This window comes from Microcoleus sp. BROC3 (assembly GCF_036702515.1).
GTDB lineage: Bacteria > Cyanobacteriota > Cyanobacteriia > Cyanobacteriales > Microcoleaceae > Microcoleus.
In genome coordinates this window covers 55,491-80,350 of sequence record NZ_JAUBTQ010000031.1, presented here as the reverse complement: position 1 = coordinate 80,350, position 24,860 = coordinate 55,491, and the positions used below count along the sequence as shown (strand labels likewise).

Here is a 24,860-nt window from a genome sequence, read left to right as displayed (position 1 = left end):
GAGGACACGGTAATGCCGTTTCCCTACCCAGATTAATTGTAGGGAAACGGCATTGCCGTGTCCTGACTTTGGTTGGTAATATTAATTCTCTCCCTTTACCTTCCAATCCCCACATATTGGAAACCAGCCGCTTCTAAAGCCTTCTTGTCTAAGAAATTGCGGCCGTCAATCATCACCGGATGATTCATCAACTTCGCCATTTTGTCGTAATCTAAATTGCGAAACTGTTCCCAGTCAGTCACCAACACCAAAGCATCGCAACCGTCGGCCAACCTTTCCGGGTCAGTTTCTACCAAAACTCCCGACAAACCGTGACGCATTCCAGTTTGAGAAACAATCGGATCGTAAGCTTTAACTTTCGCTCCCAATCGGTTCAAACTCTCGATTAAATTCAACGAAGGAGCATCCCGCAAATCGTCAGTATCCGGCTTGAAAGTCAAACCCAAAAGTCCGACTGTTTTACCTTTGAGAATCTTCAAAACGTGCTGTAACTTTTCAATAGCAATCAACCGCTGGCGTTCGTTAACTTCCACCGCCGCTTTCAGCAAATGCGCCTCGTAGCCGTAATCCTCAGCAGTGTGAACTAAAGCCGAGACATCTTTGGGAAAACAAGAACCGCCCCAACCAATGCCAGCTTGCAGAAACTTGTTGCCAATCCGCGAATCTAAGCCGATACCTCGGGCAACTTGACTAACATCTGCACCGACACGATCGCAAATATTAGCAACTTCATTAATAAAGCTAATCTTTGTAGCCAAAAAAGCATTAGCTGCGTACTTAATCATCTCCGCTGAACTGATATCAGTCATCACCACAGGAACCTCGGGCAAAGACGGATTTTCTGCAAACTTGCGATCGACAATCGGCCGGTATAACTGTAGCATCATATCCATAGCCCGCCGAGAGTTGCTGCCGAGAACAATGCGATCGGGATTAAAAGTATCGAAAACAGCACAGCCCTCCCGCAAAAACTCCGGGTTGCTAACCACATCAAATACCACACCTTTTTTTGCTGCTACTTCCTCACCCGTAGCCGCATCATTGGTTTGAGCTTTTTGACGTTCCGCCAAACCGTCGAGGACAATCCTCCGCACCCAGTCCCCGGAACCGATGGGAACCGTAGATTTATTGACAATGACTTTGTAATCGCCGTCGAGGTGAGCTCCAATTCCACGAGCAACCGCTTCCACGTAGCGAGTATCGCTTTCCCCAGTAGGCAAAGGAGGCGTCCCCACGGCAATAAACAAAATGTCCCCGTGAGCCACTCCGGCTGCTAAATCCGAAGTAAATTCTAGATTGCCCGACGCAGATGCAGAGGACATTAATTCAGACAGTCCGGGTTCAAAAATAGGCGACTGTCCCGACTTCATTAATTTTACTTTTTCTTCGTTGTTGTCTACGCAAATCACGTGGTGGCCGATGTGGGCCAAACAAGTGCCGGTGACTAAGCCAACATATCCTGTACCGATGACACAAACTTGCATAGAAATCTCCTCAAAGCTAGTAAATAAATCAGGTAGGAATTGGGAATCGGGAATTGGGAATTGGGAATTGGGAATTGGGAATCGGGAATAAGGAAGATTTTTTCTCTCCCCCACTCTCCCAATCTCCCCCTCTCCCAGTCTCTAGTTTTGGTTTCCCTCAATGCGATCGCGAAAATCCTTTATAGTCAACTCTAAACCTCGATCCAGCGGCACAGTTGGCTCCCACCCCAACCAATTTTTAGCACGAGTAATATCCGGTTGTCGCTGTTTTGGATCGTCTTCCGGCAGGGGTTTAAAGATAATTTCTGCCCCGGGATTAATGGTATTTTGAATTTTTTGTGCCAGTTCCAATATAGTGTATTCGCCGGGATTTCCCAAATTCATCGGCCCGATTTGGTCGCTATTCATCAAACGAATAAATCCTTCCACCAAATCAGAAACGTAGCAAAAACTACGTGTTTGGGAACCGTCGCCGTATACAGTCAGCGGTTGGTTTCGCAAAGCTTGAGCAATAAAGTTGCTCACTACTCTGCCGTCATTTTCCAACATCCGAGGGCCGTAGGTATTGAAGATTCGCACAACTCGAATGTCTACCCCATTTTGACGGTGATAATCAAAAGATAAGGTTTCAGCTACTCGCTTCCCTTCGTCGTAACACGATCTGATCCCGATACAATTAACGTTGCCGCGATAATCTTCTGTTTGTGGATGTACGTCAGGATCTCCGTACACTTCGGAAGTGGAAGCGAGAAAGAATCTTGCTTTTACCCGTTTGGCCAATCCCAACATATTCATCGTGCCGATGACGTTTGTTTTAATTGTCTTGACAGGGTTGTACTGATAGTGTATAGGGGAAGCGGGACAAGCCAGATGGTAAATCTGATCTACCTCTAACCGAATCGGTTCCGTGATGTCGTGGCGGATCAGCTCAAAATACGGGTTGTCCAGCCATTTGAGGATATTGCGTTTAGTCCCGGTGTAAAAATTATCCAGGCAGACTACCTCATGTCCTTGGGCCATTAAGCGATCGATTAGGTGGGAACCGAGGAAACCCGCACCGCCTGTGACTAAAATTCTCATTGTGGAAACTGCCGTTCTGTTTAGGGGTAGGACTGGGGTACAAAAATTCAGTCGCTAGAATGAAACTTTCTAATAGAATAACAAAATTGCGATCGACAATGTAAAGACTTATGCGTCACTTTTATAAAATCTTTAATTAACTTAGCATTTTCAAATACTTGGAACAAAGTGCTATAATTCGCAAAGGTCGGTAGCAATTTTTATTTAAGCTTTAATATTTCCGAAAAAACACTCTTGACATTAGTTCTGTTTTGAGTTATTGATTGTTGGTTGTTTATTCTACGATCGCTTCTGTGTTTAGTTATCTAAGGAGTTACGCATAAATACCCAAGAAACCGGGTTTTTCACGAGGGTTAAAGCGTCAAATGAAGTATTTCCGTAAACAACCCAGTTTCTCAAGGCTAAAAACCTGTATCGCTGTCTGGTTTTGGTGGAATCTCCGCAGCAGTTAAAGTCACGATTTTACCGTCACGCCAGACACTAATTGATTGTCCTAGTCTGCGGTGTTTTTCAAGTGCTTCGGCGATGGCTGCTTTGACACCTGCATCAATTTTTTCATATAACTTACAGAGTTCTTGTTCAGTCATTTGATTCGTCGATAATTTGATACCAAGTTTCTTTTTCATAAATGATTGGTTCACCCTGAGCGTTTTTTCGAGCTACTAAGAGGAGAGCCGGACTAGAATTATTATAAACCATCCAGCTATCGCACAAGGGCAGATATAATGAAGTTAAGTTTCTGCGTCCGCGATCGTACCGCCTGCGGATGACATCTTCTGGGATAGAATGTCCGCCACTTTCCACCCTGCGTTGCACCCGTTCAATTGCGAGTTCTGGAGATTGCAGCCAGAAGTAAATTAAGTTGATTGTGTAGCCTTTGGTTTTACAGTTGCTCAAGAATCGACCAAAGTTACGAGCTGCTAAAGTGGTCTCGAAGGCGAAATCCGTACCAGAGTCTGATAAAGTTCGCAATCTTTGTATCATTAAGCGTCCTGCGAGGATGGCGACTGACTCTGGATTGAATTGGGACATTCCGGCGGCGATCGCATCTGCATTTACATATTCAAAACATTCTAAAAAGTAAGGTAACAATCTCAGGGAAACTGTCGTTTTACCTGAACCGTTAGGGCCGCCAATAATGTAAATATTTGGCATAATTGCGCTTCAACTTTTACTCATAGTCTTCTAGCTCAAATTCAATATAGAGGTTATGGTGTGGCTTGAACACGATCGCTTAATTGGGTTTTGTTAACGATCGAATTTTGATCGATAGCTTACGTTCGGTCAGACATTCTGCACGATTAACCTGCAATAAACGCACAGTGACTCGACCGCTCGCAGTTAGAGGTTCGATTGTACCACTTTCAGTTTGAAGTAGAAAATGGTCTTCCCAGCTATCTTTTCGAGGGTTGTAAAGTCGAACCACTTCATCTGTTTCTGGATCGAGCGAGGCAATGTCGCTGCCTTTATTTTTGTTACAAATTGAGCAAGACAAAGCCAGATTATTTTCAACTGTTTCGCCGCTGTGTTTTTCTGCAATGATATGGTCTATTTGATGAGACGATAGGGCGAGTATTTCTGGGATCAAACAATATTTGCAGTATCCGTTGGCGCGATCGCATACCATTCGTCGCAGACTAGCTGAAACGTAGGTTTTACTCATGCTGCCTCGCTCAATTTCAGCAGGGCTTGCGCTTTGGCAATGCGTACTAAATGTTCGATAAATTCGTATTGCTGCCACAAACGCTGCTCGATCGGCGTGAGTCCTTCTGTGCGATTTTTCTCTAATAAAGTATCGATTTCAGCTTGAATATCGTCGGATAAACGCAGGGCTAATATTTCTTGTGGCGAGGGTAAACTTGCTATAAATTCTAATATCTGCGTGAGTCCAGAAAATCCGCTTGAAGGATTGGCTTCGACTTCCCTCAATCCCAGCATCAAAATCTGTGGTAACTCATCTTTGAGAGTATCTAGCCGCAGTGCTAGTTCGTCGGGAATTTGAAGGGTAATTGTTGCCATGTTTTTTAGTGACTGACGCTCTGATTGCATCCTAGCACAATAGAAGTACGATCGCCCTTTTTTGAGAAATGCAGTGTGCGATCGCCCCGCGCGATCGGGTAAAAGTGCGATCGCCCTTCCTGATTTTAGTCGCTTCACCCTACTAATCAGTTGAATAGCGGCCAAATTTTAGTTAGAGTTGTTATTGTCGAGGTCTAAATTTTCTATTGAGAGTTCTGAATCTGGTGAAGTCGGTATTTCCACCTTGAAAACAATTACTATTTGATTTTTTTCAATAGTTATATTACTTATATTAACAACACTCTTTTCAGGTAATAAATCTTTGACAGGGAATTTAGTAGACGACTGAGTTTGATATCCAGCATCTTCAATCCATTCAGCAATATTTCTCCAATTTTCGATCTTTTCAATGCCTTTACCCACAAAGGCTTTAACGTATTTATAAATAGTGGCACACAGGTCAGTTTCAACACCCTTGGGATTCTTTCGCAGCTTTTCGGCGATTTCAGCGGGACTGTAGCCACAAAGCAACCCCCGCAGATGCAGCTTTTCTACGGGGGTGAGAGGCTTTCCCTTAACGGCGGCCAAGTCCGAGTACAGAGTTTTTAAGTCCCAGCGGCTTTCGGCTTCGACGAAGCGATCGTTTGTGGATGCCATAGATGGGTGTCTCTAAATTTCCTGATGGAATTCTAACATAACTCCTGATATATGTCAGGTTATTACCAGACTCAGCTAGCGTATGATAAGTGAATGCCGAAGCGCAAAGGGTGCAAGTTACAAGTCAAAACTTTTGTGGGAGGGTTTTTGAGCCGTCACTGACTAAAGTTAGCGGCCCGACAGGGGAGTAAGGCTGAACTTTGGTAAATTTCTCGCTTTGACTCTAGTTTCGGGTACTGTCGGTAATTTTTTTAATTTATTTTCTGGGTTTTGCATAATTTTGTGGATGTGCCCCTGATATATAAACAGGAGGCTGTAGCAGGTCTTCTTGGGAAGGAGTTCGTGTTTGTGAGTGCGATCGGCGAAAGCTTTGCGATGCAAGACTTTTGCGTGGTCATATAAGTTTAGAAGTTTATCGGTAGCTAAGGCTATTTGTAAAGTTTGGTAAAAAATTCCGTAACTTTTGCATAAAAGTTAGGGTTCTAGCCTGATAGATAAACAGAGGGTTGCAAGCGGCTTGCGGGCGATCGACTTCGAGAGGGCGATATTTTGCTGAGTGAAGCTTAGTAGTTGTCTTGTAAAAATCTCAAATAGAGGAGTTACGACCATGAGGGATCTTAGCAATAAAAAGACCACAGTACAGTCCCCAACACCAGCCTTTCTAACACAATCCTGGGTTATTTGGGAGTCTGTTTATATCATCAAAACAAACGGGATCAAATTTGACACCAGCAGCTTATATAGCCTTCTCAAAGCGGAACTGGAAGCACAGCAAGTTCCCATCGATATTGTTTATACCAAAGCGGGTTGGATTGTAGAAGGTGGCACAGGCAATCTCAAAATCGATCAGGATAGAAGAGATAGGGTAGCAGCAACTCCGGGGGGACGTTCTATTTATACCAATATGCAGTTTATTGTTGGTATTGATTACTTCGGCGATTCCAATTGGGCAGATATCCAAATGATGATGATTGTCCAACCAGAAAATCCGCCCGAAGGGCCTCCAGCACTAATACGACCTGAAGCAGCTAACACTCAACCTTTAATTCCAGATGCAGCTTTAATTGTCTTGGGATTAATCGCTGTTGGTTTATTTTTTTCAGGGAATCTAGCTTTACAAATCCTTGCAACACTTGGAGCAAGTATTGCGTTTGTAATTTACTTAAAATCAAATTCTCATGTGGCTAAAGCAAAGAGAAAGAATGAATTGCAACTAGCTAGGTATCAAGAAGATAATATAGAAAGAAACAGGCAACTAGAAAAAATCAAGCTGGAAGAAGAAGAACTGAAACGCAATCGCCTATCCAGAAGTTTTCAGTGGGATGATTTGAGGGTTTTTTACACAATAATGAATCACTTAACTAACAGAATAATTGGTGAAAATATGATTCAAAAAGGTGCAACTGTCAAAGAATTTATCAATGAGACTAAAAACGAAGAGATTATCCCCAAAAGCAAGAAAAATATCCTTGATGAGTTTCAATAAAAACTACCATGATCACTACTACATTTGGAATGAAATACTGGAGAGGTTCTGCACCCGGAACAGGTCAGCCTCAAGAAGTTGATACTTACAATTATCATGCTATAAATGTCTTTAAGCTTAAAGGGGTTTCTGACTTTGCATCAGGTCGATTTAAGCTTATGGAACATTTAGATACGTCTGGAAGAGTTGGTTTTGTTGCCGGGTGGCAAAAAAGTTTGCTCAAAAGTTTGGCTTATTTCAGCTATACCCAATTTGACGATCCAAGTGCTAACGCTTCTTGCGGGTATAGTCTGAGAATTGTTTATCATCCAGCGCCACAAGGCTCTAAATCGACAGACGTATATTTGCTAGCACGGGTGGCAAGCAATAGCAGTCAAAAAATAGCGGATATTCTTCAACAAAAGCAAGCACAACATATTAAGAGTAGTTTGAGGTCGCCTCTCTACCAATTTGAGGAGAATACAAAAAATAAATATGACTGGCGACCATCCTGGCTTGAGTTTAATCAACAGCTTTCTTGCTATGAAATTATTAAGTTAGAAGAAGTTTTTCAATGGCTTGACCCTGACAATAAGCAACGTCAAAACTTTTTTTACTCTCCAGGCAGCGTTCAAGTTAATAAGGCGAATAATATGGTAGCCTTTTTTGAGCAACTGCAAGGATATGAAGAACCTGTTTGTATTGATTTAACCTTAGTGCCAACGAGAGTTGAAGGCTATGAGAAAAAAATCATGTCTCGATACTTAGAGGTACTCAATCAAATCAGTAAGGGTATCCGTGAAGAAGAGATTGATCCTGACAGCAATACCCAAAGAGCCAAGTCAGTTTATGAAGATATCAAGAAAAGGTATTATTCAGGGATAGTTTTTCTATACAGTTTCCGGGTTTTCTCGCCTGATAGCGATACTTGTCAAAGCGTTGCTAACCAGTTAGCCGCAACCTGTACGGCAAATACAGTTACTCCGCGAGTTGTACAAATTATAGATAGCCAATATGCAGTACAAACAGCTTTGCAAGTTAATATAAACGAACAAAGTTGTACGCCGGGAATGTGGGATACATCAGGAAAGATACTGCCTGGATTTCCTGGCGGGCCAGGAATGCTCAAAAGATTGCATCGCTTGGTAGATTTGGATGAAGCGGCAGCATTTTTCCGTTTACCCATTCCAATCAATCAGCCTTGTGCAGGTGTGGAGTACGATACAGGTTCAGCTTTTGTTTCTGAAACATCCAAGGATACAAAGCGTAAAACAATTACTATCGGTAATTACTACCGCAATGTTAAAACTGACGAGTGTTGTGAATTTGATATTGAACAGCTAAAAACTCATCTCCTTGTCGTCGGGGGTTCCGGTAGTGGGAAGACAACGACAACTTTTAACATTTTGACTCAGTTATGGGAAAAGCATAGAATACCTTTTATGGTATTTGATCCCAAAGTGACACCAGAATATCGTTATCTAAAGCGACTACCTCAATTTAAAGATGATTTGCTTATCTTCACTCCTGGTCAAGAATTGATTACTCCTTTGCGCTTTAACCCCTTTGATGTGATGCCCGGAGTTTCGGTACAGGAGCATATTTCGAGGATATTGGACTGCTTTATGGGAGCATTACCTCTATTTGATCCTCTTCCATCTTTTATTCAAGAGGCTATTGATTACCATTATGAAAGGAAGGGGTGGCAACTAGCTCACAGTAGGGGCGGAGATGTTGAGAAAGAGGGGAAATCCTTAGAAATTCCTACAATGCAAGAACTGTATAACAAAGTTCTTGATTTAGCTCAAAAGAATTATGGAAGCGATCAAGAAGTAGGCGATCGAATGAAAGGGGCGCTCAAAGCAAGATTTTATCGACTGGTTTCCAAAAGAGGGGAGGGTTCAATGCTGCAAGCAAACAGACCCCTGCCATTCGCGGAACTTCTTAGCAAACCTGTGATTTTTGAACTTGGTGGGTTAAATCAAGAAGAACAATCTTTGTTTTCTCTGTTCATGCTAGTTTTTGTTTTCGAGTATATCCGCACTGTCAGAATTCCACAGTTTCAGCCTCAACGCACGGGTGAGAGAGCAACAGATTTAGATTTACGCCATGTAATTTTAGTTGAAGAAGCCCATAATATGCTCGGTAAAGTCCAAACTTCCGGGGATGAGGCTAATTCAAAATCTCAAGTGGTTGATAAGTTTGCTCAAATCATGCGTGAAATGCGTGCAGCAGGAGAAGGAGTAATCGTAGTCGATCAATCGCCAGCAGCCTTGGCACAATCGATTGTAGATGCTACAAATTTAAAGCTAATGCACCGCTTACCTTCTCCCGATGATAGAGAATATCTCGGTAGGGCAATGTGTTTAACGGAAGGCGAAGCACAATTATCAGGTATTTTTTCACCTGGTGAAGCTTTCTATTATGTCCCTGGTTGGGATGCGGCTCGCCGGGTAGCTACAGAGAACTTTAAGAATAAATCAGGAGTCAGAGAACAACTAGAAACCTTTTTTAAAGATGATGATGTCATTGTTTCTATGGATGAGTTTATGGAGCGTGACAGAGAAAAGTTGATTTTATGTTTTCAATCAGCGATTAACAGGATAGATGAGAAACTTGCAAAGTTTAAAAACCGTTTAGAGAGGTTAAAACAATTATTAAATAAAAATTATAAAAAAGCAGGAGAAAAAAAAGCATCAACCAAAAATATTGAAGATTTTGAGTTACAAATACAGCAAAATCAAGAACTACGACAACGTTTTGAGTATGAAATTAAAATCTTATCTAGCAAAACAGGATGTAATTAGTAGCCATGAGTGACTTCAAAAAACCCAAAAAAGCAGCAGACTCGAAGCGAAAAAACCAGGGAGATGTTTCTGACAGAAGCAACCTGGATGTTTTAGTTGAGGATATTGAGCAAGCCGATCAAAAGGTTGATGAGCAGATACAAATTATTGAAACTAAGACGCAAGAGCTCAAAAACCTTGAGCAAAAATTAGAATCATTATCGGAAAAGTTGGGTGAACTGGAAGGAGAGGCTTTGCAAGTTGCTTACCAGGAAATTAATCAAAAAATGGAGCAAAAAGCAACGGAGATTGATAAATCCAGAGGCGAGCTGGAAACAATTAAAGAAGATCTGCAGCAAAAACAGTCTGAAATTACAGAAGAAATTGGAAAACGTGATGAAGCTTTGACAGAACTTGAAGAAGCAGAGCGAGAGTGCGATGCTGACCTAAGTGAGTCTAAGGATGCTGTAAATGACGAGAAAGAGAATCTTGAGGATGTTCAGAATAAAGTAGGTGAAATTCTGAATAAAATTGATGCTGCTGGGGAAACTATGAAAAAAGTTGATACTACTATTGCAAGCGTACAGAGCAAAGCAAATAATATTTTTTCCAAAATAGGAGATGTTTCCAAGAAATTTGCCGCAGGAGTAGTAACGTTTACTGGGATTGCTTCAGGGTTGGCAGATGTGAACAATCGAGTAGCTGCTCCACTGTTTCCGAACGATTCTGGATTTTCACAAATCAAAGATATGTCTAATAAAGCTGAAGATTATCATTCGCTAAACTCTGATGCTATAGATTTAGACACTTCCAGGGAGTCAGAAAAAGAACGCAGGAAAAGAGAATCAGAAAGAGCTAGTGAGATTGGCAATCAACCGGGAACAAGTGGCAAACCTTAACCGTACTAAAGTAAAACAATGAGCAACGAGCAAGAAAAAACTAAACTATGGAAAGTCTACGGCATCTTAATGGGTGTTATGGTAGGCGGTGCTGTGCTAATTTTAGGGGGTCAGGCTGCCTGGAATGCCGTTCAACAGAATATGTCAAAAGTCAGTATTGAAAATAAACCACCATCTACTAGCTCTTTGCCTTTAAGCACTCTACCAGCACCAGAAGTGCGATCGCAAACTCCTTCATCTACCCCCTCGGTTTCAAGTGTCAGTAGTGCACCATCAACTTTAGTTTCTCCTTCTAAAAATTCTCTTCGATCAAATCAGGAAATATGGACAGAAGAGGAAATAGATAAGATTACCGATCAAATTTTTTATGAAAGATATCCTGAACTAGCAGGTCGAAAAATCAGAAGTGATGAATCTAGTTTACAGGAAGAATGGTCTCGCATCAAGCAATGTGAAGCGGTAGTTGATTACATCTTTTATCAGAGGCATCCAGAGTTAGGGAGAAGAAAAATTATCCAAAGTGAGTATTCTCTAGCTCAGGAGTGGTCAATAATTAAAGATAGCGTAACTGGCTGTAACTAAATGATTAATTAAATCCGAATAATTCAAATGATGTCCCTTAAAAAAAGCTACAACTAAAACTATGAATGATGAAGAAGAAAAAAGAAGCCTGTGGAAAACTTATAGTATTTTAATGGGTGTAATGGTAGGTGGCGCTGTGTTAATTCTAGGGGGTCAAGCCGCCTGGAATGCCATTCAAGAGAATATGTCAAAAGCCAGTATTGAAAATAAACCACCCTCACCCTCTACTAACTCTTTGCCTTTAAGCACTCCACCAGCACCAGAAGTGCGATCGCAAACTCCTTCATCTACACCCTTGGTTTCAACTGAACGAGTAAGCTTTAATGAAGGTAGTACAGGAGCAACAATTCGTGACAGTGTAACAGCAAATCAAAGAAAGCGCTACTTACTAAACTGCGGTAGCGGACAGCGCATGACTGTACAAATCAGGCAGGGAGGTATTAATGTGACAATTATTTCTCCTAACAATCAAACAATTGGTAATGCTGTGAACGGTGTATCCCAATGGCAGGGTCAACTGCCAAATAGTGGAGATTATATTGTTGAAATTTCTGCACCCAATCAGTCAGGCTACGTCATTAATATTGAAGTTTCATAAAGTTTTACTCCTCAAACAGGAGATATTTACCTATGGATGACCCAACAGAAAAACAAAAATTATGGAAAATATACGGCATTTTGATGGGTGTTATGGTAGGTGGTGCTGTGCTTATTCTAGGCGGTCAAGCAGCTTGGAATGCCATTCAAGAGAATTTGGCTAAATCTAATATCCCTTCAAATTCAACACCCCAATCTTTGCCACCTTCACCGAGCAGTACCGTCTCACCTTCAGATATTCCCTTGAGAACAACACCTGAGCAAACTATCTATAACTTCTATGCACTGACAACTACAGATAATAAGGCAGCAGGACAAGTATTTACTACTGATGATTTCAAGAAAAAATATCCTTCCAGTGATGATAATAAAAAATGGGTCAGTCTATATAACTTTATCAAAGTTACTCAGATGAAACCTATTGAACAATCTCCTACTAGAGCAAAAATGACCGTTTGGTTGCTGTATTCTTTTAAAGATGGTAGAGAACAAGCGTGTGAATACAGAGATTTTACTCTTGTACTCAATAATAATAATTTTTTAATAGATGACATTGGCGAAGCGACTCAAACATCCTGCCTTTAAAAAATAGTTCATAGTTTATGTCTTCATGGAAGCGATCGCCCTTAATGTCCCAAAGTGCGATCGCCCTCCTAAAATTAGTTAATGGTATAATCATCAATCAAATACCATTTAGGAGTAAACCAATTATTTTGAATAATGGGACAGATACTTCTGAAGACACTCCAGAAGTTATAGAACAGGATATAATAGACCAAACGATTGAAGTAGGAAGTGGTTGTGACTGGAGAGGCAGTGGAGTAGAACCTCAGTGGCATAATCCAAAATCCATCAAAGCCTACGACCATATCGATCGCCATCATGGCCCAAAACTGAAACCCCTTAATTTTAGAGGCAGGGCAGCATCCAAAAATCAGCCTCAAGGCCAGTGGCTAAATGCTCAAGACTGGGTAAAAGCTGAACAAGTCACACCGAAATATCGCGGTCGTTACATTATAAATTTCAAGCGTTCTATTGGGAAAGTTCACTATCCAGATGGAACAATAATTGAAAATGTTACCCGTGCTTTTATTAAAAGGAAACCAGATGGAACATTCAAATCTGCTTATCCTGTCCTCAATGATGCTACGCTGTCCTCATTAGATAGGAGCGATCACAATGAATAACTATAGCAATTTTACAATTCACCTAGAAGAACCTAATGGCGAAAAATATGCTGACGCACCAGATGACACATTAGGAGAACTTTCGCATTTTGAACTTGGTCTGAAACTATTTTGCTTTGAATGCGATCGTCTAGTCTCAATAGAAATCGGTGAAGAAAAACTAAACGTTTTTTTAGACCCCGATATCTGTATGCTGCTCGAAGATGAACTCCCCAAAAAACTGAGTGAGTTATCCCAAGGAAAACCCATCAACGTAGAATTTGTTGAAAGTGTTTGCATCACTCTGGAATTACAGCCCTTAGCCCAGGATCGAATTAGCTGTAATTTAAAAAAGTTTGGATATTTATCTCCAAACCAGTTTACCCTAAAATCCAGAAATCAACATTTTGAACTGAATAAAACTCAAGTCATAACAGAGTCAAAGGAATTTGTCGAACAACTTATGGAAATGGCTCTAAATGGTGGCTATATCACCCTCGAAGAAAAGCAAGAATTCCTGATGCCACTCCGCGAAATTGCTCCTGCTTCGGCTATCTCGTAATTAAGTGCGATCGCCCTTAATGTCCAAAAGTGCGATCGCCCTCGATAATTTGACAGTTAACTTATCAAAAACCCTCCCTCAAAAAGTTATCCTCGGCTTTGGGTAAATCAAACACCACTTCAAATCGGATGTTGGGCACTCGTTGCCGAAACAACTGAAGATGTCCCTCCGCATCCGGCTGCGATAGCGACCGACGATCGCCCATTGCAAGCTGGACGGGCGAGGTGGCACAATAGGGGAAACTTCCAACAGATTGCAAGGCATGAGCGACAGCGAGCGGATTTCAGTGGTTTTGCCAACACAGGCTAAAAAGGATCTCGAAAAGTTGTGCGATCTCGAAAAGCGATCGATCTCCAACTTTGTCTACCTTCTGATTCAAGAGGCGATCGACGAAGCAAAAGTATCCGGCCAGCTCAAATCAACAGATGACTGAAACTAAAACTTGATTTATCGTGCTTAATTTTTAAATCGAGAAGTGCGAAAAAACTCGCCTACTGCAATGCTAATATTCATTAAATGAGAGGTGTAAAAACATGGCAAGCAGCAGGCATATCTCCAGAAGATGCCAGGAGAATTCAGAATGCAGCCGATCGCACAAAACAAACCATCCTAGTTGTGGGCAGTCGAGCAAACGGGACAAGTACGCCAACTTCTGACTGGGACTATATAATGTTAGGTAACTCTCGCCAGCGGCATTCCGCTCGCAGTTCCGTCCCTCGCGGTACAAGTGGCGGCGAAATTAATAGTTCAGGTCGAGAAACGGGAATAGATATTTTTACTTGCCCCCTCATCTCAGGAGAACCTCACGTTATATTTGAGCCAGACTTAGGAGAGGCAAATGAATCTAGCCGATGAAATTACAATCAATCAAATTCAACAAGAATTAATTAGCCAAGAAGATGCAAAAAACTGGTTTTTAAGCTTCCCAACCGAATACCAGCAGGAAATATTGCAGCGACTATCCTACATGACCCTCCAAGCAGGGGCGCGAGAAGAAGATGTTTCCCTAGCTATTGCCAAATCAAAACTTCGCCCAACTTACACCCCTTGTGTGTTGCTGAGTAGAGGGCGATTAAAAGAACAAATGGCAAAGCTTTTGAAACTGCCGCCCTCAGAATCTATCAAAACCTTTTTCCTGTTAATGAGTTTATTGGCAATTGCCGATGCGCGCAGATACTGCAAATATTGTCAAGATGGCTGTCGCCACTGGTGGCATCGTGATTTGAGCGATCGCAAAGTTGTAGATGAAATTCAGCGCGATTTTCAACAAAGCATTCTTGTTTAAGTTGTAGTAAGCTGTGATGCGAGCGCCCTTCCTCCCTCACCCGACTCCTCAAATTGTCCAATCTTCAAACCTCAAACCCGGTACTCGCTCAAAATCCCGTCGGTTCCGCGTCACCAGAATAGCATTTCTTGAAATTGCAATAGCAGCAATCCGCAAATCTCTTGTGCCGATGCGAATTTTTTGACGCACCAAATCTGTATAACAATTCCAAGCATCCTCATCCAAATTAAGTACGTTGACAGTTCCAAAATATTTTAATGTGGTCATTAACCTATCATAAGCTAATAAGATTTCATCCCGTGAAGAACCTTGCCTGATAACATGAAGGCGTCCGCCAAATTGTTCTTCGACTGTAACGATAGTAACAGCAATCTCTTCTGGATTGACTGCTTCTAGGCGCTGGCTGACAAGTGGATTCCCTCTTTGAAGCAGCGAAACATGATCCGTATCTAGTACCCACAAACTCACTTGGTCTCACCCTCCGCATCGAGTGTACGGTAATATTCTTCCATTTCTGCATCTAGTTGGCGGCGATCCTCTTCTATAAATGCCACCACTTGCTCAAATTGCGGATCGTCTTTAAACATTCCAGCAAATTTCATCCACGGATGCTCTGGTTTTTGCGGTTGAATTGCCAGAGAAATCAGTTCAGCTTTTTCTAGCCGATCGCCCACAATTCTGCTAATATTGGTAATAACTTCTTCCCGGCTATTACCCTCAGCTTTACATTCTTCCCAACCCAAAACCACCGCTTGATACTTTCCCTCTGTCTCCTGTTCGATAATAGCTGTCAAGGCTGGGCGATCGGGTTTTTGCTCTTGGGTTTCCAGAGAAACGAGTTCAGCTTTTTCTAAACGATTCGTGACAAGCTGGCTGAGATTTGCGATCGCCTCATCACGAGTATTTCCCTCAGCTTTACATTCTGGCAAACCCAATACAATCGCTTGATACTTTCCCTCTGTTTCCTGTTCGATGACGGCTGTCAAGGAAAAGTCAGTTAATTTGTCCGACGGCTTTAGTAATATTTTGGTAGTCATAATAGTAAATTCAAGGAACAATTATATTTTTAATTATACACAAAGAAACCGGGGTTTTTACCGAATTTACCCTGTGTAACGAAGTATTTCGTAAAAAACCCGGTTTCTGGGCCCCCACAGGGACGGGCAAGATGCCCATCCCACAAGAAAACTGACTGTTTGTGGAACAGGCATCTTGCCTGTTCGAGGTGATTGCAAACAACTACAAAAAAACTGACTCTTTGTGGAACAGGCATCTTGCCTGTTCCTGACAAAAGGCTACACAGATTACGAATCTCGATCGAGCTTCAGCACAGCCATAAAAGCCTCCTGCGGCACATCCACAGTACCCACAGACTTCATCCGCTTCTTACCCTTCGCCTGCTTTTGCAGCAACTTCTTCTTCCTCGAAATATCACCGCCGTAACACTTCGCCAACACATCTTTCCGCAAAGCCGGAATGTGCTCCGAAGCAATCACCTTCGCACCAATTGTTGCTTGAATCGGCACCTTAAACTGGTGGCGAGGAATCAACTCCTTCAGTTTTTCCGTCAACCCGCGGCCCACATTATAAGCCTTATCGCGGTGTACGATCATCGCCAAAGCATCAACCGGATCGCCATTAATTAAAATGTCCATTTTCACCAACGGATTTTCGCGATAACCGATGAGGTGATACTCCATGCTCGCATAACCGCGCGATCGCGATTTCATCTGGTCAAAAAAGTCCGTCACCACCTCCGCCAAAGGCAACTCATAAACCAGCGTAGTTCGGCCTTGACTCAGATACTTCATATCCATAAAAATGCCCCGCCGACTTTGAGACAGTTCCATCAGCGCGCCCACATAAGTTTCCGGCGACAGCATTTCTACCCGCACATAAGGTTCCTCAATTTTCTCGCGATACTGAGGATCAGGCAAGTGGCTGGGATTGTCAATTGTTAACACTTCCCCTTTAATTGTTGTGATTTGATAAACCACAGAAGGAGCCGTAACAATCAAATCCAAATTGTATTCTCTCTCCAGTCTTTCTTGCACAATTTCCATGTGCAGCAAACCCAAGAAACCGCAGCGGAAACCAAATCCCATCGCACTCGAAGTTTCCGGTTCGTAAGAAAGCGCCGCATCGTTGAGTTCGAGTTTTTCTAAAGCTTCCCGCAAATCTGGAAATTGGTCAGCATCGATCGGGAACAAGCCACAAAAAACCATCGGTTTTGCTTCTGTATAACCCGGCCAAGGCTCCGGTGCAGGCTTTTTGACCAAAGTAATCGTATCGCCAACGCGAGCATCAGCTACGGCTTTAATTGCCGCGCCCAGATAACCAACTTCCCCCGCGTGCAGTTCGTCTACTTGAACTTGAGTCGGTGAAAGGATGCCCAATTCATCGATGACATATTCCTTACCCGAAACCATCAACAAAACTCGATCGCCCTTTTTGACACTTCCGTCCATCACCCGGAAATACACAATTACCCCGCGATAAGGGTCGTAATAACTATCAAAAATTAGCGCCCGCAGCGGTTTGTCCACAGTATCCTGCGGCGGCGGCACCAATTCGACGATCGACTCCAAAATCTCATCTATACCAATTCCTTCCTTAGCAGAAGCCTCAATCGCCCCGCTACAGTCCAGACCGATAATTTCTTCAATTTCTCCTTTTACCCGTTCCGGTTCTGCCCCCGGCAGGTCAATTTTATTTAAAACTGGAATAATTTCCAAATTGTTTCCCAAGGCAAGGTAGACATTTGCCAGGGTTTGTGCCTCCACGCCTTGAGATGCGTCTACCACCAGCAGCGCCCCTTCGCAAGCAGCGAGCGATCGCGATACCTCGTAAGAGAAGTCTACGTGTCCGGGAGTGTCGATCAGATTGAGCACGTACTCCTTACCGTCCTTGGCAGTGTAATTCATCCGAGCCGCTTGCAGCTTGATCGTAATGCCGCGTTCGCGTTCGATATCCATATTGTCTAAAAACTGCTCCTTCATCTCCCGTGCCTGCACAGTCCCAGTCGCCTGCAACAGCCGATCGGCCAAGGTGGATTTTCCGTGGTCGATGTGAGCAATAATCGAAAAATTACGAATGCGAGATACAGGAACGTTAGTCATAAAACCTATCGGCAAAAGATTGACTTTTGTTGTATTATAAAACTTCATTCAATTTACAATCATTTATACTCATTTAGAGACTTAAATAGAATTTAATTTTTTCTAGGCTGTGGGTTGACAGATTAATTGTATTTATGCTATGTTAAACAGCCAACTCCAGCCAATACGCCATGGAGGGAAAAAAGTTTTCTCTCTGTTATTGTACAAAAATCTGTTAAACGGTTAGGGAACAGCCGATCGCCACCATCCGCCCTCAAACCTCCAGCTCAGTCAGGTTGCTCTCAGGAGTGCGATCGCAAACTTAAAAATATTGGTTAGAATTTACTGGCGCTTGACAACAAGCACATAATTTGGTCAAATGACGGAAGCCGGACGGTAAGGGTGTAAAAAATATAGGTTTTCATCCGCTGTGAATATCTACTAGGGGTAAGGCATCACTACCTTCAAAACACTTCCTTCAAAACAAAAAGGCGTAAATTCCTAGAAGGAATTGAAACTTAAGAATTAAAACTAGGATTTTTTAACGATGAGCGAATCACGTATACCATCCCACAGTTCGTCAGAAAAAGTGGAACTATCTATCCATATAGATTCTGAACTGCTAGACCAAATTAAGCACTTGACGAATGACCCCAGCAAAGTCATTGAAACAGCAATCAAGCAGTGGCTCAGAGGCGAGCGCCGCGAAGACGAGCTGGCTCTGAGTTTACGCCGCAACCCCCCAGTCCCCCCTCGCGGCGAATGGAACGACTGATGTTCTATCGCCCCAGACGGTGCGCGCAAATCAGCAGGCTGTGAAATTTAGATCGCCCGCTTCGATGTCAGGCAGATTTCGCGGCGAAAGCTACAGGTTGTTCGCAGCTAACTCGGCTAACTCACAACCTCGTAACTCTTCAAGGTGACGGAAGAAATGCGCGAGCCAGCCCCCGACTTGAGTTGTTCGCAGCCTCAGATTTTGGCATAATTTTCAAACTCGATCGTTAATCGGTGCAGATTCCCAATTCAAAATCTTAATTTTTATTTTTTAATTCCCCAAAAGGGCTGACAAAAAATAGTTTTGAGTATTGAGTTGAGTGCGGAATTAAAAAAAAATTAATTTTTTAATTCATTAATAACTCAAGACGCAATGTAGTAGAAGCCTAAAAGAGTTGTAAATTGTGAGTTTTGATCTGTGAATTATTAATTAAATAGCCAACAAGTTTTTAGTGGCTTAATAACTCAAAACTTAGCGATACAAGCCCAAAACAATTTTGAATCTTGAGTTTTTAATAAAAAGCTCAAAAATCAAAAGTCAGAACTACTTTCATCCCCTACTCTGATGGACTCTAACACAGATTTTCGGCGATCGAGCCTCGCCTCTACAGCCTTTTTTCAAGAGTTAGGGGCAGAATTAGTATTTACCCAAGATGCCTCTGGTCGATATCTATCTTTTTATTGGCAAAAAGCCGAGCAGTACAACCTTACAGCAGAACAAATTGTCGATCGCCCCTTCAGCGAAACCCTGCAACCCATCCCCCCTGCGCCTTATCTCGATATCCTGCGGCGGGCGCTTGAAACCCTCGTACCGCAACGGTTCAGCTATCCATTTTGCCACGCCGGACAATATTTTCTCTTCGATTTGACACTCACTCCGGCGATCGACTCAAACGGCAAAGCTGCAAAAGTCTTAGTTATGGGAAGGCTGCTGTCTGACAAACCCGCATACAGACCCCCAAATTCCCCAGAATTCATTGCCTATCCAGCTTTGCCATCCGTCTCGGAGACCCGCCAACAAATGCCGCTTCCAGCGAGCCACATCCCGGGTCGAGCGCTCCCTCCCTACTCGGAAATCGACCGCAAAACCATCTCCCAAATTGCTCAAAACCTGCACAGAACCCTCGACCTAGAGACAATTTGGCAGCAAACTGTTAACAGTTTGGGTCAAGTCTTGAACGCGAGTCGGTGCATCATCTGTTCCTACAAAAAAGACAGCAAAAATCTCGAATCCTCCCCCTTCCTTGCCTCGGAAAATCAACAAAATTCGACCGCCGCAGCAACCGAATTACAACAGTCAATAGCCAGCTACCGCTCGCCCCCAATTTCCCCAGCTCAAATCGAAAATCTCCAATCGAAAACTTTTAAAGTAGTAGCTGAGTACCGCCAAGAACCTTACTCTTCTATGCTGGGATTAGAACTGCGCGCACCCGAACAGCCGGGGTGGATTCAAACTTTAGCCACCCTCAAACCAGTAGCAGTCGATTACGCCTTCCCCGCCGCCGATCCATTCAACCGCCATTCTGTGCTCGTAGCAGCTACCTCCTATGAAGACCAACCCAATGCACTGATATCTTTGCACCGCTGTGGGAGTTCCCCGAAATGGAGTCCTCTCGAACTCGAATTCGCCCGCGAGTTAGTCGCTCAAGTCGGCAGTGCGATCGCCCACGCTACACTTTACCAAGAATTAGAACACGCTCGCGCCGAAGCCGTAGCTCTTTCCCAACTTAAAAGTCAATTTCTTGCTAATACTTCTCACGAACTCCGCACCCCCCTCAACGGCATCCTCGGCTTCCTAAAACTGCTTATGGACGGCATGGCAGATGACCCGGAAGAAGCGCACCAATTTATCGAAGAAGCTTACCGATCAGCAGTACATTTGTTCAATGTGATTAACGATATTTTGGATGTCGCTAAAATCGAAGCTGGCAAAATGGAGTTAGACCTGGCTCCCGTCAAACTCGGCGAACTGTTGCAACAAGTTGAGAATTTTACGCGGGTTCAAGTCGAGCAAAAGCGATTGCAATTTCAAATCCAAAAACCCCCTGTGGAGGACGAGATTATTGTGTACGGCAACTACCAACGCCTGCTTCAGGTAATCTTGAACCTCACGGGCAATGCGATTAAATTTACCGGGGAAGGGGGAATTCGCATCAGTGCCGAGGTTATTAAGAAAAAGGTGACTATTCACAACCAGCAGTTCCCCGGAATGGTAAAAATCCGAGTTGCTGATACTGGCATTGGCGTTTCTCTCGACAAGCAGGATAAATTATTTGAGTCGTTTTTTCAGGTGGATGGCGATCGTACCAGACAATACGGCGGCACTGGTTTGGGATTGGCTATTTCTCAAAAGCTGGTAGAAGCAATGGGGGGTACAGTAAATTTTTACAGTATGGGGGAAGGACTTGGATCGACTGTTACTTTTACTGTGCCTCTTTATCAAGAACCACTATTTAAAAATTAATCACTGGTAATCGGCTATTGGTAATCGGTAATCGGGACGTTGAAGCAAGAACAGTCCTGGACGCAAAAACCCGGTCTCTGCACGTAATTTGCTCATATATGCTCGAACGTCACAACGAGAAACCGGGTTTTTTGGGTCGAGTGCGTCCAGGACTAAAGAAGCAAGAGGGAATCAGGAATCAGGAATCAGGAATTAGCAAGAGAAGATAAGAATAGTCCTGGACGCATAAATACCAAAGAAACCTGCTTTTTACCAGTTTTAAAGGTCGGAATGCAGTATTTTCGCAATAAAAATTCGGTTTCTGACCACCCGTGCGTCCAGGACTAAAGAAATAAGGAAGAAGAAAAAAACAGCTATCCATGTATCCTTGACTTCTGTCTAGTGAATCAAGGTAGTCGATAATTGGTAATTTTCCTACCAAGAGAGTTCGATCGCCCACTCAGTATCAATTTTTACTTGATCCGCCGCCAAGCTCCCTCCTTGAGTGTTTTGGACTCAGATCGATCGCCCCCGTCGCTTCCTGGCCCGGGCCTGAATTCGCATCCAGGGAATCCGAGGGTTAGGGATAACAGCTCTCTCGATCAGTCCGCTAGGAGCTTACACCTTCGGGTAAAGCCCTGCAAATCGCCAACTTTACAAGAACTTAATGCCAACTTATACCGCTGATTCAGCTTCCTAATCGCCTAATGTAAAGGATTTTTAATAAAACTGGACGCTCTGAGCTGTATGTGAGAATGATAAAGATCTTGTAAAGACATCGAAATTACTTAGTAATGTTTGACGGCATATGGCAACATTTAAGTATAATTACGTAATTTCTAAGTCGGACAGCCTGCCGCTGGCAAATTCAGTAAATTCCTGCTCTGTTGGCCCAGTGGTAAACTTTTGCCAATCTAGTAGAAAAAGGGTTGCTATGAATCAGCAAATATCAGCTCAATCGCAAAAACTTTTACTGCAAATTGGCAGAAAGATTCGTCGAACCTTGGATATCGATACCATTTGGCAGCAAACAGTTAATAGTCTGGGACAAACATTAGGCGTCAGCCGCTGCATCATTTGTCCGTATCACAGTTCTAGCCTGCAAGTCAAAGTAGCTGCTGAATACTGCCAAGAACCCTTTCTACCCATGCTGGGAATGGAAATCTCGCTCACAGCAGAACCTCATTTCATTCAAGCTCTAGCCACCCTCGAACCGGTGGTAGTAGAGTCCTTTGCAGCCGATGACCCTTTTGAGCGGCAGTCGCTGCTAGTGCTGGCTACTGCTTATCAAGAGCAACCTAACGGCATAATTAGCTTGCATCGGTGCGAGGGCAAATCGTTGAGGAAGGGTAAGACCCATCGACCTTGGACTCAACGCCAAATCGAATTCGCACAAGAACTTGCCGATCAAGTAGGAAGTGCGATCGCCCTCGCCACCCTCTACCAAGAGCGCAGCCAGCGAGTACAAGGACTATCCCAGCTCAAAAAGCAATTTTTGTTGAGCGCGTCCCACGAGCTGCGCACTCCCCTAAATCACATCATCGGCTATCTACAACTAACCATAGACGATCAAGCTGACGATCCGATCGAGGAGAGAGATTTTATCCAAGAAGCTCACCGTTCAGCTATCCACCTTTCTAAGGTAATTTCCAATATCTTAGATTACATTGAGTTAAGTGAAGCTTGCCAGACTCACGGAGATTTAGCGGCTTTCAGAAACCAGGAGAAATCTGGGAACCAGTAAAGATTCGAGCCGAGCATTCACAAAGTCAAATATTTAACGTGCAGACAAGTCTTCCGCGTGGAAAATCTGACAGTTGATCTATAGATTACCTTAATAAATTCGGTGGCTAATTACTCAATTATTTTTAGATAATTAGGGTTTTATAAAGCACAGCATACTAACTATTAAACGTAGCATCTGGGTTTATTTATCATATTATGCGCGCTGGCACTACCCATCAGATAGATTTGCAATTACGACGTTCGTCCCGCTCAAACTCTGAGGACGGATCTGTAATGACAAACATATGGCCGTTATTTTACCGGAAATGATATCGCCAGCAAAAGATTGTAGTTTCGGACTGTTAATGTTTTGAACTTGTGCTTGATGGAATTACCCACCGCCCTTTTTTGTCTGAGTTTTTGGAGGGCTGACATAGCGCGCCCAAAAAGGTTCCTCGATATCTTTCATCGCTGCTAATTTTTGGCGCTCCTCCTGTATGCGCTTTCGTTCTGAAAGGTCAGAAAATATGTTGATACTGCCGAGAGTCTCGCCGCTGGCATCTCGCACGGGTGCGGCCCAAAGCCAAACATCGATCGAGCTACCGTCTTTTTTCAACAAAGGTACTTGCAAACCGTTTTGCCATTTGCCATTACCCGCCGACTTCAGCAGCACGTAAAAATCTTGCTTTTGGCCTTCAGGAATATTCGGTAAAGGTTGCCCTAAAACCTCAGCGGCAGTCCAGCCAAAAAGTTGTTCGGCGGCGCGGTTCCAGACAAGGGTACTGCCGTTATTGCTGGTACAGTTAATGGCCAGCGGAGCCGATGCCATCTGCGCTATCATTACTTCGTTAACGAGTTGCAGTTTCAATTCTACTTGCTTGCGATCGGTAATTTCCTGACAAGCGCCCCACAAACGGACAACCCGTTCAGCAGTTTTGTCCCACACCGCTTGCCAGCAGTCCCGCACCCAGCGCACCTCGCCTTTTTGATTAATAATGCGGTACTCGTTGGCTCCCGTGCGGCTGAAAGTACAGCCTTCTAATTGTTTAATTAACATTTCCTTGTCATCGGAATGAACGAGTTCAGAGTTCCACCAACCAAACGATTCCAATTCTTCAGGAACGCAACCGGTGGAGCGCTCAAAAGCTTCTGTCACCCACTCGCAGGCAAACTTGCCGTCTGGCAGTCCCTTAAAAGAATAGGCAAAATCCGAAGTAATTTGCGACATAACTCTGTAGTGCAGTTCCGACTCCCGGACTGCGATTTCAGCTTGCTTGCGTTCCCCTATTTCCCGCGAATTAATTATAATTCCCTGCACGCTAGAATCGCCAACCAAACTGTTACCTATCGACTCGACGTAGATCCAAGAACCGTCAGCGTGGCGTTTCCGATATTCGATCGGTCTAGCAACTCCAGGATATTCTAGCAACTTCCCAAAATACGCCTGCCAAGCCAGCAAATCGTCGGGATGGATTAACTCGCCGTGAAACTTCCCAACTCTTTCTTCTGGATTGTAACCCAAAACTCGCTGTAAGGCTCCGCTGTGGTATCGAACTCGCCCGTCGGAGCCGAGAATGCTAATTAGATCCGGAGAATTGCGCAGCACAGCTTGCACTTTGGCTTCGCTTTTAGTTAATGCTTGATTGTCCCTGCGATGCTGGCTGATTTGTTTTTCCAACTGCTCCCGTAGCTGTCTGATTTGCCCTACTTGCTGGGCGACAGTGCGTTCCAAGAGGCGATTATTTTTTTCTAGTTCAACCAGCTTGGCTGCCTTATTTGTCGCGCTTTCAAACATACGGCTGGCTGCCATTTCCTTTAAAGAAACTGATAAATTTTCCAGAGTTTTCGTTAAAATTGCCTGGTGCGGCGGTGGCAATTCGCTAGCTTGTTTCTGCAACGTTTCTAAGTGTTTGTAGACTGTTTCTAGCATTTTATTAATGGGGGAATCTGATAGTTGCCACAGGTGCAACCCCTAAAAAGCGGACACAAGTTTTTTCAAGATAACCCATAACTAAGACTGGTGTCTGGCGATCGCTCGCGATCTCAATAACCAGCCATTTTGTCACTTGATTTTCAGATTATAGCAACCCATCCCTAAAGTAAATTCTTGTTGCGCCCTAATTGCCAGCCCAGCAGCACCCCCAAAAAGCGATCGCCACAAGTGCGGGTAACTCCCCTATCCATTGAATGTGGGGCTTCTCGCGGTTAAGCTAAACTAGATGGGTGTCAAGAGAAAGA

General features: G+C 43.5%; 25 protein-coding genes. 14 read left to right on the top strand and 11 right to left on the bottom strand.

From position 1 onward, the window contains the following. Positions 1-95: 95 nt before the first annotated feature. The 7 genes from QUB30_RS20265 to QUB30_RS20235 all read right to left on the bottom strand — a co-directional run bounded on the left by QUB30_RS20265 (position 96) and on the right by QUB30_RS20235 (position 5,240). Positions 96-1,484 carry a UDP-glucose/GDP-mannose dehydrogenase family protein gene (locus tag QUB30_RS20265; protein WP_333336828.1) on the bottom strand — a complete coding sequence of 463 codons (1,389 nt, stop codon included), beginning with the start codon at positions 1,482-1,484 and terminating at the stop codon, positions 96-98. A gap of 141 nt (positions 1,485-1,625) precedes the next feature. Further along, positions 1,626-2,564 (bottom strand): UDP-glucuronic acid decarboxylase family protein, encoded by a 939-nt coding sequence (locus QUB30_RS20260; RefSeq protein ID WP_333336826.1) that lies wholly within the window; start codon positions 2,562-2,564, stop codon positions 1,626-1,628. A 401-nt stretch (positions 2,565-2,965) separates the two neighbouring features. Further along, positions 2,966-3,151, bottom strand: coding sequence for a hypothetical protein (locus QUB30_RS20255; protein WP_333336824.1), 186 nt, complete (start codon positions 3,149-3,151; stop codon positions 2,966-2,968). Then, positions 3,144-3,719, bottom strand: a complete 576-nt coding sequence (locus QUB30_RS20250) for a zeta toxin family protein (RefSeq protein ID WP_333336822.1) — start codon at positions 3,717-3,719, stop codon at positions 3,144-3,146. The genes QUB30_RS20255 and QUB30_RS20250 overlap by 8 nt, the downstream gene beginning before the upstream one ends. A gap of 79 nt (positions 3,720-3,798) precedes the next feature. Beyond that, complete coding sequence (locus tag QUB30_RS20245; protein WP_333336820.1) at positions 3,799-4,227, bottom strand: HNH endonuclease signature motif containing protein; 429 nt, start codon at positions 4,225-4,227, stop codon at positions 3,799-3,801. Beyond that, on the bottom strand, positions 4,224-4,721 hold the full coding sequence (locus QUB30_RS20240; protein WP_333336818.1) for a hypothetical protein: 498 nt from the start codon (positions 4,719-4,721) through the stop codon (positions 4,224-4,226). Before QUB30_RS20240 ends, QUB30_RS20245 begins: the two co-directional genes overlap by 4 nt. A gap of 30 nt (positions 4,722-4,751) precedes the next feature. Further along, positions 4,752-5,240 carry a helix-turn-helix domain-containing protein gene (locus QUB30_RS20235; protein WP_333336817.1) on the bottom strand — a complete coding sequence of 163 codons (489 nt, stop codon included), beginning with the start codon at positions 5,238-5,240 and terminating at the stop codon, positions 4,752-4,754. A gap of 607 nt (positions 5,241-5,847) precedes the next feature. On the opposite strand from QUB30_RS20235, the gene QUB30_RS20230 reads away from it, so the two are divergent. The 11 genes from QUB30_RS20230 (at position 5,848) to QUB30_RS20180 (ending at position 14,582) form a co-directional block, all read left to right on the top strand. Beyond that, complete coding sequence (locus QUB30_RS20230; RefSeq protein ID WP_333336815.1) at positions 5,848-6,726, top strand: hypothetical protein; 879 nt, start codon at positions 5,848-5,850, stop codon at positions 6,724-6,726. 8 nt (positions 6,727-6,734) lie between these two features. Further along, positions 6,735-9,512, top strand: a complete 2,778-nt coding sequence (locus QUB30_RS20225; protein ID WP_333336813.1) for a helicase HerA domain-containing protein — start codon at positions 6,735-6,737, stop codon at positions 9,510-9,512. Between the two features lie 5 nt (positions 9,513-9,517). Next, the gene (locus tag QUB30_RS20220) at positions 9,518-10,390 is read left to right on the top strand and encodes a hypothetical protein (RefSeq protein WP_333336811.1); all 873 of its coding nucleotides are present in this window, start codon (positions 9,518-9,520) and stop codon (positions 10,388-10,390) included. Positions 10,391-10,408: 18 nt separating this feature from the next. Then, entirely contained in the window at positions 10,409-10,972 is a 564-nt protein-coding gene (locus QUB30_RS20215) for a hypothetical protein (RefSeq protein ID WP_333336809.1), read from the top strand. Positions 10,973-11,033: 61 nt separating this feature from the next. Further along, positions 11,034-11,570, top strand: a complete 537-nt coding sequence (locus tag QUB30_RS20210) for a hypothetical protein (RefSeq protein WP_333336807.1) — start codon at positions 11,034-11,036, stop codon at positions 11,568-11,570. Between the two features lie 32 nt (positions 11,571-11,602). Next, a complete protein-coding gene (locus QUB30_RS20205) occupies positions 11,603-12,154 on the top strand; it encodes a hypothetical protein (protein ID WP_333336805.1) in 552 nt (183 codons plus the stop codon). 44 nt (positions 12,155-12,198) lie between these two features. Next, positions 12,199-12,756 carry a hypothetical protein gene (locus QUB30_RS20200; RefSeq protein WP_333336803.1) on the top strand — a complete coding sequence of 186 codons (558 nt, stop codon included), beginning with the start codon at positions 12,199-12,201 and terminating at the stop codon, positions 12,754-12,756. Further along, positions 12,749-13,297 carry a hypothetical protein gene (locus QUB30_RS20195; RefSeq protein ID WP_333336801.1) on the top strand — a complete coding sequence of 183 codons (549 nt, stop codon included), beginning with the start codon at positions 12,749-12,751 and terminating at the stop codon, positions 13,295-13,297. Before QUB30_RS20200 ends, QUB30_RS20195 begins: the two co-directional genes overlap by 8 nt. A 262-nt stretch (positions 13,298-13,559) precedes the next feature. Further along, complete coding sequence (locus QUB30_RS20190; protein ID WP_333336800.1) at positions 13,560-13,730, top strand: ribbon-helix-helix domain-containing protein; 171 nt, start codon at positions 13,560-13,562, stop codon at positions 13,728-13,730. An 83-nt stretch (positions 13,731-13,813) separates the two neighbouring features. Beyond that, positions 13,814-14,152 (top strand): hypothetical protein, encoded by a 339-nt coding sequence (locus QUB30_RS20185; RefSeq protein WP_333336798.1) that lies wholly within the window; start codon positions 13,814-13,816, stop codon positions 14,150-14,152. Continuing rightward, positions 14,136-14,582 (top strand): DUF5958 family protein, encoded by a 447-nt coding sequence (locus QUB30_RS20180; protein ID WP_333336796.1) that lies wholly within the window; start codon positions 14,136-14,138, stop codon positions 14,580-14,582. The genes QUB30_RS20185 and QUB30_RS20180 overlap by 17 nt, the downstream gene beginning before the upstream one ends. 48 nt (positions 14,583-14,630) lie before the next feature. On the opposite strand, the gene QUB30_RS20175 is transcribed toward QUB30_RS20180, so the two are convergent. The 3 genes from QUB30_RS20175 to lepA all read right to left on the bottom strand — a co-directional run bounded on the left by QUB30_RS20175 (position 14,631) and on the right by lepA (position 17,701). Then, positions 14,631-15,050 carry a type II toxin-antitoxin system VapC family toxin gene (locus QUB30_RS20175; protein ID WP_333336794.1) on the bottom strand — a complete coding sequence of 140 codons (420 nt, stop codon included), beginning with the start codon at positions 15,048-15,050 and terminating at the stop codon, positions 14,631-14,633. Then, positions 15,047-15,619, bottom strand: a complete 573-nt coding sequence (locus QUB30_RS20170; protein ID WP_333336792.1) for a type II toxin-antitoxin system HicB family antitoxin — start codon at positions 15,617-15,619, stop codon at positions 15,047-15,049. The genes QUB30_RS20175 and QUB30_RS20170 overlap by 4 nt, the downstream gene beginning before the upstream one ends. A gap of 267 nt (positions 15,620-15,886) precedes the next feature. Continuing rightward, a complete protein-coding gene (gene lepA, locus QUB30_RS20165) occupies positions 15,887-17,701 on the bottom strand; it encodes a translation elongation factor 4 (protein ID WP_333336789.1) in 1,815 nt (604 codons plus the stop codon). A 526-nt stretch (positions 17,702-18,227) separates the two neighbouring features. Between lepA and QUB30_RS20160 the strand changes: the two genes are divergently transcribed. The 3 genes from QUB30_RS20160 (at position 18,228) to QUB30_RS20150 (ending at position 22,641) form a co-directional block, all read left to right on the top strand. Beyond that, positions 18,228-18,455, top strand: a complete 228-nt coding sequence (locus tag QUB30_RS20160) for a type II toxin-antitoxin system CcdA family antitoxin (RefSeq protein ID WP_333046063.1) — start codon at positions 18,228-18,230, stop codon at positions 18,453-18,455. Between the two features lie 564 nt (positions 18,456-19,019). Next, the gene (locus QUB30_RS20155; protein ID WP_333336787.1) at positions 19,020-20,918 is read left to right on the top strand and encodes an ATP-binding protein; all 1,899 of its coding nucleotides are present in this window, start codon (positions 19,020-19,022) and stop codon (positions 20,916-20,918) included. Positions 20,919-21,831: 913 nt separating this feature from the next. After that, positions 21,832-22,641 carry a GAF domain-containing protein gene (locus QUB30_RS20150; RefSeq protein WP_333336785.1) on the top strand — a complete coding sequence of 270 codons (810 nt, stop codon included), beginning with the start codon at positions 21,832-21,834 and terminating at the stop codon, positions 22,639-22,641. 372 nt (positions 22,642-23,013) lie between these two features. Here the strand turns inward: QUB30_RS20150 and QUB30_RS20145 are convergent, their stop codons facing one another. Next, complete coding sequence (locus QUB30_RS20145) at positions 23,014-24,552, bottom strand: PAS domain S-box protein (RefSeq protein WP_333336783.1); 1,539 nt, start codon at positions 24,550-24,552, stop codon at positions 23,014-23,016. Positions 24,553-24,860 lie beyond the last annotated feature (308 nt).